Here is a 14,511-nt window from a genome sequence, read left to right on the forward strand (position 1 = left end):
AATGTATTTATAAAGCCAATATTTCTGCAATCAATCCATCACTTTGCCTTTCTAAATCAATAATATCGTTAGTCACTTCTGCAATGCTGCGCAAAGGTTTGTGTTGGTAGAAATATTTATTAAAGCTTATCTCGCAGCCAATTTTGGTTGCCTCCAGATTTATCCAGGCTTCAGAAACGTGTGGTTGTACTTCGCGTAAAAAGTAATCGTAAATCGATTCTTTTAGCGGTACATTTTCGGTGTCACGTAAATCACTTTCAGTTTCATAGGTCAGGAATTCTCCTTTTTTAGCCGTTGGATAAAAACCATAATTAGGCAGCTCTTTTTCGGTACAGTCTAACTTTTCAAGCAGTTGCTTTAGTTTGTCTCCTGCTAGTTTTACGATGCTTTTTACAACTTTTTCTGCATTGGCATCGTAGCACGAAATAACATTGTAAACAGCGTTTAGTTCAGAAGCACTTACCTTTAATTTATTGATTTTAACTACAGCAGCTACTTTATCTTTGAAGCTGTTAAAGTCATTGTATTCGGCTGTTCCTACTGCATCCATTAGCGTAGTACCCAAGGTCATTAGATCGAATTGTTTTTTCCAAAGTGCCTCGGTAGTCAACGCTTTCAATTGTTTGGCGTTGAGGTTGAGTTCCTGCTTTTCGCACCAATCGGTAATAGCTTTTTCGTGTTGTCTGATTTCGGTGTAAATCGCTTCACCATAGGTTTTATACACCCATTGCATCGGTTCACGCAGGCTTTTATCAAAACGCAATTCGGCAATGCGCTCTGTTGTGAACTGTGCTTTTAATCGTTTTGGTCTTTCGATAGTTACTTTGTAGTAGCCAAAATCAGAGTTGTCGAAAACTTTGGAGGCAATACCTTCAGCAGCCTTTCTTTCAATCGCTTGCAAATCGGTATAGGTTTTTACAATTTCAGAAATGTGTTCCGGAGCGAACTCACAGTTTTTGTTTCCTAAATTCTTGCGCAGTTTTCGGTATAATTGTCCGGCATCAATCAGTTGCACTTTACCTTTACGATTGTCCGTTTTGTTATTGCTTAAAATCCAAATGTAGGTGGTAATTCCTGTATTGTAAAATAAGTTATTGGGTAATTGCACAATGGCTTCGAGCCAGTCGTTTTCGATAATATAACGGCGGATATTGCTTTCGCCGCCTCCTGCATCACCTGTAAACAAACTGCTGCCGTTATGAACGGAAGCAATACGTGTTCCTGTTTTGCTATGAGAAAGTGGTTTCATTTTGCTGACCATTTCCATTAAAAACAACAGCTGTCCATCCGAAGAACGCGGAATGGCATCGGCATCTTCTTCGATTCCCCAATAATTTTTTAATTTGATTTGAAAACGAGTATCAATTATATCTTTTCCGTCTTTGATGTATTTTTGCTCACTTGCCCAGGATTTCCCATAAGGCGGATTGGAAAGCATAAAATCGAAAGTAGTTCCTGCAAATTCATCGGTAGATAGGGTAGAACCGACACGAATGTTTTCGGGATTGTTTCCCTTAATCATCATATCCGATTTACAGATGGCATAGGTTTCGTCATTGATTTCCTTTCCGTACAAATACACATCCGAATTGATGGCACGAATTTCGCCTTCTTCATCTTTAATGAAATTTTGAGCTTCGGTCAGCATACCGCCGCTGCCACATGCCGGGTCGTAAATGGTCATAACAGGCGGTAAATTGTTTTTGATAGGGTCAAAAATAATGTGCGTCATCAGGTCGATTACTTCACGAGGTGTAAAGTGCTCTCCTGCTTCTTCATTATTTTCTTCGTTAAACTTTCTAATCAGTTCTTCAAAAACATAGCCCATTCCTAAATTAGAAAGTGCCGGAAGTTTTCTGCCGTTACTGTCTAATTTCTCAAAAGGAGTAAGATTAATATCTGGAGAGGTGAATTTTTCCAATACATCCAGCAGCACATCTTTAGTTGCCATGTGTCGGATTTGGCTTCGTAATTTGAATTTTTCGATAATTTCTTTTACGTTGCTGCTGAAACCGTTCAAATAATCCTCAAAATTAGCTTGCAGCAGTTGTTGGCTATTGGTTGCAGTATTGTGCAAACGCTGTAAAGTCCATTCACTGGTGTTGTAAAATACATAACCTGAAACTCCTCGTAATCCGTTTTCATCCCATTCGGTAAATCCAGCTTCATCACGCTGGAAAGCCAGTTCTTCCATCACAGCGTCTTTGGTTGGTTCAAGTAAAGCGTCTAAACGGCGAAGTACGACCATTGGTAAAATAACGTCACGGTATTTTCCGCGAACGTAAACATCACGAAGGCAGTCGTCTGCTATTGACCAGATAAAGGAAACTAATTTATTATGTACGGATTGATTCATTGATTTTAATACTGTATTATTTTTTTTACGGCTGCTATATCTGATTTGTTTTCGCAATAAAATGTAGCGAATATAGGATTTGTAAAACTAGCTAAATTCAGTAAAATAACCTATTAAAAATAAGAACTGCAGCATAAAATGGTACACAAATTGGGACAGCTCTCCAAAGAGGATAGACTATTTTGTCAGTATAAGATTTCGGCACTTGTGTTACAAAGAAAGGATTCTGGAGCGGGGATCGTATGATGTAGTAGGTTTACCAATCTTCATATATAAATTTAGAAACCTCATTATGCATTGAATGCTGTAAAATAGACATGTACTCAATCGTAATTTCCAGCCAAGCAGCTTCAAGTTTTGCTATACAGCTATTATGCTGATTGCGTTTTTCAAATTGTAAGGCATAAGCTTATAAGTTTGAATCCAATCAAGGTTGTCAATTTCTCTTGACTCGAGGATTTATAACATTGAGATTAATACAGTTTAGAAATGATTACGAAAGAAAAGGCGGGAGACTTTTAGTTTGTTTTTGATTTTTAAGAACAAAATAAAAAAGCGTGAAGTCATCATAGAATGCGCATCATAGATAGGTTTATAGGAACTCTTTGGAGAGCAGCTGGTGTTCTATTCTAGAGCCTTTTCAATTATATAGATTAGGCTATCAAAGCCCGCTTCATCATTACCGAATTTATTCTCAATTTTTTCTAATAAAACCTTATTACTTCTAAATTCTTTTTTCAAAATAGCTTTTAAGGATTTAGCTTTTACATCCTTAGGGGATTCTAAATTAAAATTAGTTAATAATGCTAACTCATCTTTTTGAGATAGAAAAGGCTCATATAATTTATGATACGCTTTACCTACTGCACCTGAAAATAAAATCATTAAAGGATCAGTTTTAGCATTACTTTTCAAAATATGATTTCTTGAAATACCTGGATATGGATCTATGTAATAAATTGTACGTATCCCTAACTGATATGCTTTTTTAGCACATAACTCACAAGGGCTTGCAGTAGTAAAAAGAAAACCATTTCTTAAGCCTTGTCCACCACTTTTGGAAATTTGCATCATAGCATTTTCCTCAGCATGTAATGACCTTGTATGTACTTGATTCTTTTCACCTGAAAAAGCATTATATGCTTGCTTGAAGCAATATGGACAATTTCTTCCTCCTAGCATTTCTTCTGGTAAACTTGCTTCGTTATAATTTGCTTTAATATATTTATTAAATTTTTTAGATTCATTATCTAATAAATTATCTGCTTGTTCGTCATTAATTTGTTCAGTTTCTTTTAATCCTTCACCTAATTCAAATTTTGTAAATCCAAAACTATCATTTCCTATTTCTTTAATGTTTCTAACCGAACATGGAATGGTACCTTTAGGAACATCATTCCAACCGATTGCCTTTGTTGAAAATTCATCATCGGTAACTACAGCACCTACTTGTCTGGATATGCATCCTGAATTTAACTTAGCGGTGTATGCAATTTGCATAACTCTTTCTGAGGGATCAGGTGTAATTATTCCAGGTTGTTGGATTAGTGCTTGTAATTTCATTAACTGTTCTTCTACTGAAAAAAAACTGAATTTATTTTTAATGCTTTCTTCTTTATTATCAATATTAGATTGTGAAATATTGTTATTTACATGATAATCAGATATTTGAATGCAATTCTGTACGTCTGGGGTATAAAAAATTCCTTTTTGATAATCTGTACATTTATATTCATCTTCATCAATTTCCAAGAGTCTATCCACTATAGTAGAACTGCCATATGAATTAATAAGTTTAGATTTTCTTGCATCATTTTTTACTGCAACTAAATAGAAAGCAGAAAAACGTTCTTTAAAAAAATTAATTTCCAATGAGTTTCTAAGAGAATCAATTACGATATGACATTGTTCATCAGAAGAACAATGTTTAGTTGCTTTAATAATTCTATTAATTACTTTTGCAATTGTATAGATGTATCTTGGATCTGATTTTTCTTTTTTGAAAGGTCTACCCAATTTTCTAAAATTATTTGCAGTATGATGTAATAGCATTATACGTTCAATAATTCCTCCTTTTTTTAGAATTTGATTTACTTCATCTGCTAATTTATTAAATTGCTCACCCCAAAAGATATCATTAAGCTTTATGAGATTACTTGGTTGTTTTAAAGATTGAATAGGACCAATATCAATAATATCTTTTATAAGATCTTCATTATTTATAATTAATTTCTGAATACTTTCTTTAATATATAAGATTTGTTCTTTAGGGGTCTCATCTTTTAGTTTATATCGAAAAAAATCAAAAAGCAAAGTATTTGACGGATTATTATATAGTCTTGGGAGTAAAATAAGTAACAATACTTTCTTGTATTCTATAATTTTATATTGCTTCCAATTCTCTTTTGTATAATTATAAGTTATTGCAAATTTTCTTTGAAAAATGGAATCTTCAATATCACTTGATTTTCTAATATTAGAAATTTCATCAAATTTACTAGATAAAATTTCCGCTAACTCAGAACAACCACTTCCAGTTCTTCCTGTCAATCCGATAATTGTAAAATTCTTTCTTAATGAATATAATTGGTCTAATTTCGTGCTCATTTTTTTTTTAATTTTTTTATATTAATTTCTGTCTTCTCGAATTCTATCTTAAAAATTTTTGAAGCTAGATTTTGTCAGGTAATCTGCTATAGGCATTCTATACTTGAAAAATAACCAATATATATCCCTCTCAAAAGCTTTGAATAACTTTACGATGCATTACATAAGATGACGGCTGTTAGTTGTCGTTTTTATATAATCTCGAGTGAATTTTCAACTGGATTATCAATATTAATATATCTAAAGTCATTAGGCATAAAACAAATTGCTGCTTAAAAAACAGCTTGTTTTAAAAGGGGTGTGTTGCGGTTTGAGGACAGGTTTTTTGCCTTGCAACTATGGAAAAAAGAGATTTTTTCACAGCCTGACGTTCCGCTACTACAGCAGGGTACATTTCCATCACTGATTTTAATATCCTGCATCCGCTAATACACCGTCAAAATCAGGCATATCATCATAAGTTTTACCATTAATTTCTCTTCCAGTTTTTTTCTTATTAGTGCCACCCCATTGTTTGAAGAAAAAACGAACGTCTGCTTTTTCACATTGCTCCATGATATCGATAGCCCAATCAGCTTCCATAATTCTAGATTTTGGACCGCTTTCACCTCCTACAATAACCCAATCAATTTTTTTAAGGTTCATTTTTGATAAAGGTCCAATAAGTGGTTCACATGACAAAAATTTCACTCTAGCCTTTGTTTTTCTTAAATAATCTATGCGGTCTATCACGCGCATATCTTCAACGGAAACTCCCATCCAAACATTATGAGGCCATTTTCCTTTTAAAACTCTTTTATCAAAATCTAACAAACGCTCGGCGCGTTTTGTCAATATTTGGTAGATATGCTCTGTATCCTTCATTACATCAAAGACTTTCAAAATAAACTCATCTGAAATGGATTCATGAAATAAATCACTCATTGAGTTTACAAAAACAACTCGTCTTTTTTTCCATTTATAAGGCTCTTTTAACGAATCAGGATGTTCTGTGATTTTAAAAACATTTTCATATTTTTCAACTCCCATAGCATGTAAACGTTTAGCCATTCGTTCTGCATAACAATTTTTACACCCTTGAGATATTTTATCACAACCAGTGGTTGGATTCCAAGTTAGTTCTGTCCATTCTATACTTGATTCTGCCATATTACTGTTCTTTTATACAAAATTCGTAAATATCAATGTCTTTTAATCTATGTATACTACTTATCTTTTTATTTATTTTGCCCTTTGTTATTTTGATTTTATCCTTTGCTAAAAAATCAAGAATTATTTCCAAATAAATCCTAGTTTGAATTCCATATTTTAATGCAAATTTTAAACCTTGAATATTTGTTGTTATTTCTTTATTTGCGATTTTACTATAAAGTTCTTCTTTATATTTTTCAATTTTATTACTGAATTGCTCATCATAAAAAAGAGTCCCTTGTTTAAAATCATCATTGATATCGAAGTTAGCTTCTCCAGCCATTTTATCTTGATCCCAACATACTTTTAAGAACTTCTCCATGCCAAGTGAGTGACTTGTCCCAAAAATTAAACCATAATAATTAGTTCCTTTTTTTATTGAAAATTGATGTAAATAATATTCTTTATTTTTAGGTATTGTGTTTTTAAAATATTGCGAAATTAATTTATGACAGTGTTTAGGTTCGGATTTCTTAAATTCTATTTTTTCTGTTTCGATATATTTTTTAATTGAAGCTTCATTCTGGAATCTATTTATAAATGACGAAGAAATGAAAAATATAAAATCTGTTTTTGGAAAATTAATTAATTGATTGAAAACATCATTATTAACTTCTTTGAAACCATATTGATCTAGTAAAACAAACTTGCCATATTTTTTATTATTCATTATTTCAAGTACATTCTGTCTCTTGAATGCCTCTTTGAAATCAAAATTCCCAAAATGATGTTCATATACACATTTTTCTCTATTACAATTTTGAAGGCAATTATTAACAAATTGGTTGACGTTTTTTTCTAATTCTTTACTTTTCTTTTTTATTTTTTCATTAAAAGCAAAAACTATTTTTTTTCCATCAGATTTACTACAATACATTAAATCTTGACCTTTCGCTTCATCTAAAAGAATAAGTGGACTTCCATAATTCAAATCTGCGTCCATTCCACTACCAGCAAAAAAATCATAAATAAATCTTTTTTCCACATAAGGATTATGGATAAAGACAGGTAACCATTCCTTGAATGATTCTCTAAAAATATCCAATTTTATCTTAGTTGCGTGGTCAAAACTAGCTTTATTAATATCTTTAGCCATTTAATTATCTTTTAGATTTTAAAACTTTGCTTAATTCATTAAAAAAAACATAGGGAATATTCTTTCGACAATTTCCTTGTTTTAAAAATAACATCTTCAATTGATAAAATTAAGTCAAAATGTACTTCTGAAAAGGCAAAATTATTGATTACATTGCTTTTGCTATAAACAAATTGTTGACTGGCTATTCCTAATCACTATTTATATTCAATTAGCAATGTTAAACTAAAAGCAATTAATTATAATTTAATATGTCTTTTGTTTTTTAGGTTTATCATTTTTGATTTCGCAACCTCTACAATTTTTTTGTATTGTATTTATTCATTTTTCAATTCTAGTTTATTTAAAAAACGAACATATATTAGACAAAATAAAAACGCAACAATTAAAAATGGGAGTATTAAATTGTTAATTGTTATCGAGAGCATTTTTAAACTATAAATAACAAGACAAATCGAACTAATCCACATAATAAAAGTAAATATATTTAATCCTATTTTAAGCGATTTTAATCTATCGAATATATTATCTTTTATTTCATTAAAGTATGTTAATTCATCTGTATTTTCTATAAAAAAAGGATGATTTTTTAAAATTTTATAATCCTTTTGAGCCATTATATTGAGAGTCAAAATATCACCAAAATAAATACTTACAATAAATGTTACGTATATTATATAACTAATCAGACCAAATATCACTATCAATGTTGGAAATATATCGCCTTTTAAATTATATAAAGAAAATGCTGATGCTGCGATAGATATGGGTAGGGCAATGACTTGTGTTGTTATTTTAGAAAGAATATCATTTTGACTAGCAAAGTATTTCTGTTTATATTCTTTGTAATCTGATTTTATTTTATCTAAGGATAAATCATGCAGATATATTTGATAATTTTTATCAGCTAAGTTTAATATCTCTTTTAATTTTTCAAATAAAGTGACAAAACCATTAGTATCATTTTTATCATCAAAATATTTAAATATTTCATTTTTTATAAATAATGGTAGATATTTATTTATTGGTTCAAAAGAGTTTTTTAAATTATCTAAAACAATAAAATAATCAATATTATCATCAAAATTTGGTAACTCTGAAGGATAACTTAATACTAATTTACCAGGCTCTTTAGAAGACGTAAAAAAAAGCTTCCTCGAGTTTGTGTCAAAATTATCTACAAATTGAAATTTATTATTTTCTTCGTTACTTTTTAATATAAAGAAATTTATAAAATCATTATATGTGATTGCATTTTTAAAATAAAAACTATTTTTTTTGATAAAATTTTCATAAAATATATTATCTGTTTTTTGATAAAATTTTGATTTTGATCTGAGATTTAAAATAGCAACATCTTTATTCGAATTAATCCATTTTTTCCATTTAATACAAAAATCACTTTCATCAAAAAAAAACAAATAATCAAAATTATTAATGCTAAATTCAACGCCTTCATTAATTTTAGTGGCAGATGTGATAAAATTTTCTATTTTAGATATATCATTTGTTTTTATAGAAATAATTTCTGTATCAGAATTATAATTTAATTCATGATCTTTTATTACCTCAAATAAATTTTGAAAATGATTAAAATTATTCATTTTTTCTATTAATTTTGTATTTATTATTGAGGACCTGCTTCTGCTATTAACGCATTTCTTAATGCTAAAGATTCGATAATAACTAAGTTTTCCTCTCCAACTCTTACTTTATTTGAACTATAGGCACCTCTTGAAAATTTTAACTGTATACCTTCTGCTTTAACTTCTAATTGATTAAATTTATAAAGTGCATCTCTATCTGCTTTAAAAATATTGTCAATTTCAAAATCATTCAAATCTCTATGGTATGTAAAAATGCTTTCATCTTCATAAAAATGATTCCCCATTTCATTTAAATCAACCATTCTGCCTCTATCCTTGACATATTTTACAACTTTATCCCTAAAAGTATTAATTTCCATTTCTTCTCCAGATTCAAAGTCGACAGGTAAAGGCATTAAACTAACCAAATCATAGAGACGTTCTGTAAAATGCTTACTACTTTCAGGTTGTGAAGCAGAAATCCATTGAATAAAATACTCTGCTACATCTGGTTGACCTTTTCTCATAAAGGTAATATATCTACCATCATTACTTATATATTTTGGAATATGAATTCTTGAAGCCATAGCAAGTTTTTCAATGTTCATATATTTAATTGTGTCGATTTCAACTCTATGCGCATCTTCGTTTCTATTAAATATTACACCTTTTGTATCACGAATTAGGAAAGCTCCAAAAAAATCAACTCCGTTACTATTATATTCAGTAAAAACGACAAATCCACCAGTTGCAAGATTTACTAATCTTATTAAGTCTCTCAGATTATTAATTATAATCCTTGTGAAATTCAAAAAATCAATATCTGTTTGTGAATTTTCTTTGTATTCTCTGAACCTTGTTGGAAAGATGCGATCAGGTTGTTCATCAAAAACAGCATACATAATTTTATCGCCATTATAACTGCTATTTAATTTATCTACTAAATCTATTGTAATTTCAGTGATTGGTAGAAGTGAATTTGATATAAAAGTCTCTGCTACATTTTGACCTCTTACTTTTAAAAGTTCATGAATTATTACTTTATTTACTATCATATATATATTTTAAATCTCTTAAATTTCAAACAGAATATCTTCTCTATGTATTCTAAGTACCTTTATTTACTTTATTACAAATACAAATCTTACTTATAAGATTGTTTGTATTTACAGTGAATTTACCTATAAAAACAAGGTGTCTTGTTCTGTATATTTATAAGAGCAATAAGATATCTTTGATTTTTTTTTAATTCCCAAAATTTATTTTAATATTTTAATTCACTTTTATTGTAAAATTCTAGTGAATAAATTTTAAGTAATTAAAATGATGTAAAACATTTTATTGCTTCTATATAGTTCATGAGTAAGGAACAATTCAAAGATGATAAAATAAATGATATAATATAAAAAAATGTTATGAAGGTTAAATATTTGGTTATAAGAATATGCTTCATTATCATATTATTAAAAAGTGTTTGTTTCTGAACCAAAATATAGAAACCATCACAACATTTATTTATTTCTTCCGATTTCTCCAACTACCATTTAAATGCTTATATTTCAACCATTCATTAAATTTTAGCCTTAGATAAGCTCCCACAACCCACATTACAATTACCTCAATTATTTCGTACCATTCCATAGTTCAAATATAAAACGTATGGAAAGTTACCCGTTTATCATGAACTCAATTTCTCCCGAATTAACAACTTTTACTCCCGATTTGACAAGCATCTCGATGAATTGCATAAAAAAAGATGCCTAGGCATCTTTTCTACTGTGGTATATTTAAAGTGGCTTTTCAGGCCAAAAGTCCTTAGGAGAACAATTTAAAATTTTAGCAATTTCATTCAAATGCTTAATATTGTATTTTGCTTTTTTAGAAGGTGCTTCTATATCGCCAATAAAACCGACACCTTTATCTAGTTTTAAAGATAATTGTTCTTGATTAAATCCTTTTTCCTTTCGGATTTGTTTAACCCTTTGAATAATATAGATTTCTATTTCTGTTAAGTCATTTGCCATATCATACAAAGAGCCATAATTTTTAAATTATTTTCAATGGACTATAGTCCATATTGTAATTATTTTATTATATTTGTTCATCATTACGATATGTAATGTATTTTTGCGTTTCTTCATATAGAAAATATTTGAAGCATTCGCTTTGAATCTCGTTATCGAAAACTGGCGTTTAAATAACCACGAGATGATAAGTAAGATGCTCACGTCCTTGGCGTGGGCTCACTTATTCGTGGTAGGGTACCGCCAGTACCTCGATAACGATATAAGTTGAGTTCCATGCCTTTTTTTATGTCCATTATTTAGGCAAAACGCAGCTTCAATTCTTAGCACTGTTTTATTTTTTTACGTTTCGCATTACCATTAATTAGTATTGAATTAGTTGGGAAAGGCACTGCCAACGTCTGGCTGCAACAGGCAACGGCAGTAAGCTTTTCCTATTTTAAAAACTCTTTTAAAAAGAAATGCCTATGCAATAAAAAACACAAAAAGCTTAGCATCTTAGAGTCTTAGCAACTCAGTAGCTTAAAAACAAAAAATGGCCCTCTATCTCGTCGCCAAACTACCTAGAGGACCGCAGCTAATAAAACTAACATTTTACTAAACCAACCCAATATTATGAAAACTTTTTCATTTTCTTTGGGTGGAAAGGCTTTTTGTTCCCTGTTTTTAATGGGAACTGTACTGTCTTTATCACCCATGCAAGCCAGCAATTCACTCCGGCAAAATCCTAACTCAATTCAACAGCATCAAGTTCAGGGAGCTGTCACAGATGGAAGCAATCCCTTAGCGGGTGTGAGCATATCGATAAAAAATAAACCAAATAGTTCCACTGTATCGGATTATAATGGTCATTACACCCTTTCTGCGGCACCAGAAGACACTTTAATTTTTACCTACATCGGATACAAAACCGAGATCGTTCCGATACAAGGACGCAGCACAATGAATATTATCCTTCAGGAAAATGCCACCAGCCTCCAAGAGGTGAAGATCAATGCGGGATATTACTCCGTAAAGAATAGTGAACGCACAGGAAGCATTTCAAAAATCACATCAAAAGATATTGAGAAACAGCCGGTGACCAATGTATTGGCCACAATGCAGGGGCGTATGGCAGGTGTTTTTATCACCCAAAGTACGGGTACGCCCGGAGGCAGTTTCGACATACAGATTAGGGGACAAAACAGTTTACGCTCAGATGGAAACAAACCGCTCTATATTATTGACGGTGTTCCTTATTCTTCCGATGCCGTTGGTTCTGACTTAACAGGTACAGTTCTTCCTGGTCCCGTAAGTCCTCTAAACAGTATTAACCCAGCGGATATCGAAAGTATTGAAGTGCTTAAAGATGCCGATGCAACTGCCATCTATGGTTCAAGGGGAGCCAATGGGGTAGTACTCATTACCACCAAAAAAGGAAAGGAAGGGAAAACAAGATTTACCGCCAGCCTCTCTGGCGGATTAGGAAAAGTAACCCGATTCATGGATTTAATGCACACACAGCAATACCTGCAAATGCGCAGAGAAGCTTTTGCCAATGATGGTATTCCATACGGTCCTGCTGATTATGACGTAAATGGCACTTGGGATCAAAACCGATATACCGACTGGCAAAAAGTGCTTATTGGAGGAACTTCTCAGATCAATGATGCCCAAACCTCACTATCCGGCGGTTCATCGCAGACCCAGTTCATCATCAGTGGAAATTACCATAAGGAAACGACTGTTTTGCCGGGCGATTTCAGTTATAAAAAAGCAAACCTGCATGCCAGTCTCAACCATGAATCAGAGAATAAAAAATTTCATCTCAATTTTTCAATGGGTTATACCGCCCAGAAAAATAATCTGCCTGGAACCGACCTTACCAGACAGACTATACTGCTTCCTCCAAACGCCCCTGCTTTATATGATGCCCAAGGGAATTTAAATTGGGAGAACAGCACCTGGACTAATCCGTTGAGTAATTTTGAGGGGAAATATACAGCAGTTACAAATGACTTTTTTTCTAGCAGCTTATTATCCTATGCTGTTTTCCAAAGTTTAATTGCAAAAGCAAGCTTTGGTTTTACTGATACCCGTTTTGAAGACAGTAAAACAACTCCCTCCACCATCTACGACCCTGCCTATGAAGTTGGGTCGGAGTACTCTTCGCTCTATGTTAACAGCACAGCAAGAAAATCATGGATTATTGAACCGCAGTTATCTTGGTCTAAAACATTCGAAGCAGGAAAAATTGAAGTTCTGGCTGGTGGTACATTGCAGCAGCAGACAACCAGTCAGCTCGTACAGGAAGCTATAGGATTCAGCAGTAACAGCCTCATTAATGATCTTTCTTCTGCTTTTAATGTACATGCCTTGCTTGATGACGAGTCGGTCTATAGATATCAGGCTTTTTTTGGCAGGGTTAATTTTTCGCTTCAGGAACGGTACTTCTTAAATATCACAGGTCGCAGGGACGGTTCAAGCCGGTTTGGCCCCAGCAGGCGGTTCGCTTCTTTTGGTGCCATTGGTACTGCTTGGCTGTTTTCAAATGAAACATTCATACAGGAGAACCTTGATTTTTTAAGTTTTGGAAAACTAAGGATAACATACGGTACCAGCGGAAATGACCAGATTGGAGATTACCAGTTTTTGGATACGTATGATTCTTCTGGGAATAATTATGGGGGTGTTATTGGGCTTGATCCCACGCGCTTGTTTAATCCAGATTTTGGCTGGGAAACCAATAAAAAACTGGAATTGGCTTTGGAAACCGGTTTTTGCAGAGACCGTATTTTTTTAACAGCCGGCTGGTATCAAAACAGATCATCTGATCAATTGGTTGGAATACCGCTCCCTGGCACAACGGGATTCAGTTCAATACAGGCAAATCTGGAAGCCGCAGTTCAAAACAGGGGTGTTGAACTCACCCTGCGGACTGTTAACTTTCAAAGACAGTCTTTTGGCTGGACGAGCAGTTTTAATTTGACAATACCTAAAAATGAACTGCTTTCTTTCCCAAATCTTCAAGGATCAACATACAAAAACCTGTATGTCATCGGCGAACCCTTAAACATTAAAAAAGTGTACCATTATACAGGAATGGATAGAGAAACTGGTCTGTATCAATTTCAGGATTTCAATGGAGACGGCTTACTAACTGCAAACGAAGACAAACAATACGTTCAGGATCTCAATCCAAAATATTATGGAGGATTTCAAAACAGCCTCAGTTACCAGAATTGGCAGTTGGACTTCATTTTTCAGTTCGTAAACCAGCTAAATTATAACGTATCATATGGCACTGGAAATCCTGGCACCATGTCGAATCAGCCTGTGGAGATTCTCGATCATTGGCAGAACCCTGGAGATATAGCAGAATACCAGCAGTATACTACCGGAATAAATAAGGATGCCGCTACGGCATTCAGCAGATACTATGCCAGTGATGCGATTATAACAGATGCGTCTTATATAAGACTCAAGAATGTATCGCTTTCCTATACCATTCCCGGACAGTGGCTGAAAAAGATTAAATGCCGAGTTGTTTTTCAGGGACAAAACCTTTTAACGATTACTTCATTTCAAGGCGCTGATCCTGAATCTAAATACAGAACAAGCCTGCCTCCTTTAAAGGTATTTACAACAGGACTGCAGCTGACTTTTTAATCT

General features: G+C 32.5%; 8 protein-coding genes. 1 reads left to right on the forward strand and 7 read right to left on the reverse strand.

All coding sequences use genetic code 11. From position 1 onward, the window contains the following. Window positions 1-7: 7 nt before the first annotated feature. From OZP07_RS10220 to OZP07_RS10250, 7 genes are all read right to left on the reverse strand, one after another. Complete coding sequence (locus OZP07_RS10220) at window positions 8-2,356, reverse strand: type I restriction-modification system subunit M (protein WP_281638275.1); 2,349 nt, start codon at window positions 2,354-2,356, stop codon at window positions 8-10. 624 nt (window positions 2,357-2,980) lie between these two features. After that, the gene (locus OZP07_RS10225) at window positions 2,981-4,963 is read right to left on the reverse strand and encodes a cytidine/deoxycytidylate deaminase family protein (protein ID WP_281638276.1); all 1,983 of its coding nucleotides are present in this window, start codon (window positions 4,961-4,963) and stop codon (window positions 2,981-2,983) included. Window positions 4,964-5,371: 408 nt separating this feature from the next. Then, window positions 5,372-6,112 (reverse strand): DUF5131 family protein, encoded by a 741-nt coding sequence (locus OZP07_RS10230; RefSeq protein ID WP_281638277.1) that lies wholly within the window; start codon window positions 6,110-6,112, stop codon window positions 5,372-5,374. 1 nt (window position 6,113) lies between these two features. Further along, window positions 6,114-7,250 carry a three-Cys-motif partner protein TcmP gene (tcmP, locus tag OZP07_RS10235; protein WP_281638278.1) on the reverse strand — a complete coding sequence of 379 codons (1,137 nt, stop codon included), beginning with the start codon at window positions 7,248-7,250 and terminating at the stop codon, window positions 6,114-6,116. A gap of 317 nt (window positions 7,251-7,567) precedes the next feature. Then, complete coding sequence (locus OZP07_RS10240) at window positions 7,568-8,854, reverse strand: hypothetical protein (RefSeq protein WP_281638279.1); 1,287 nt, start codon at window positions 8,852-8,854, stop codon at window positions 7,568-7,570. Between the two features lie 23 nt (window positions 8,855-8,877). Beyond that, complete coding sequence (locus OZP07_RS10245; RefSeq protein WP_281638280.1) at window positions 8,878-9,891, reverse strand: nucleoid-associated protein; 1,014 nt, start codon at window positions 9,889-9,891, stop codon at window positions 8,878-8,880. Window positions 9,892-10,623: 732 nt separating this feature from the next. Then, on the reverse strand, window positions 10,624-10,860 hold the full coding sequence (locus OZP07_RS10250; RefSeq protein WP_281638281.1) for a helix-turn-helix domain-containing protein: 237 nt from the start codon (window positions 10,858-10,860) through the stop codon (window positions 10,624-10,626). 615 nt (window positions 10,861-11,475) lie between these two features. On the opposite strand from OZP07_RS10250, the gene OZP07_RS10255 reads away from it, so the two are divergent. Continuing rightward, window positions 11,476-14,508, forward strand: a complete 3,033-nt coding sequence (locus OZP07_RS10255) for a SusC/RagA family TonB-linked outer membrane protein (RefSeq protein ID WP_281638282.1) — start codon at window positions 11,476-11,478, stop codon at window positions 14,506-14,508. The last annotated feature ends 3 nt before the right edge of the window (window positions 14,509-14,511 follow it).

It is taken from the genome of Flavobacterium marginilacus, from assembly GCF_026870155.1.
In the GTDB taxonomy this organism is placed as follows: domain Bacteria; phylum Bacteroidota; class Bacteroidia; order Flavobacteriales; family Flavobacteriaceae; genus Flavobacterium; species Flavobacterium marginilacus.

Bases quoted from the DNA above. Each gene is read 5' to 3' on its own strand.
- OZP07_RS10255 (WP_281638282.1), top strand. From the start codon at position 11,476: ATGAAAACTTTTTCATTTTCTTTGGGTGGAAAGGCTTTTTGTTCCCTG.
- OZP07_RS10230 (WP_281638277.1), bottom strand. From the start codon at position 6,112: ATGGCAGAATCAAGTATAGAATGGACAGAACTAACTTGGAATCCAACC.
- tcmP (WP_281638278.1), bottom strand. From the start codon at position 7,250: ATGGCTAAAGATATTAATAAAGCTAGTTTTGACCACGCAACTAAGATA.
- OZP07_RS10220 (WP_281638275.1), bottom strand. From the start codon at position 2,356: ATGAATCAATCCGTACATAATAAATTAGTTTCCTTTATCTGGTCAATA.
- OZP07_RS10240 (WP_281638279.1), bottom strand. From the start codon at position 8,854: ATGAATAATTTTAATCATTTTCAAAATTTATTTGAGGTAATAAAAGAT.
- OZP07_RS10245 (WP_281638280.1), bottom strand. From the start codon at position 9,891: ATGATAGTAAATAAAGTAATAATTCATGAACTTTTAAAAGTAAGAGGT.
- OZP07_RS10225 (WP_281638276.1), bottom strand. From the start codon at position 4,963: ATGAGCACGAAATTAGACCAATTATATTCATTAAGAAAGAATTTTACA.
- OZP07_RS10250 (WP_281638281.1), bottom strand. From the start codon at position 10,860: ATGGCAAATGACTTAACAGAAATAGAAATCTATATTATTCAAAGGGTT.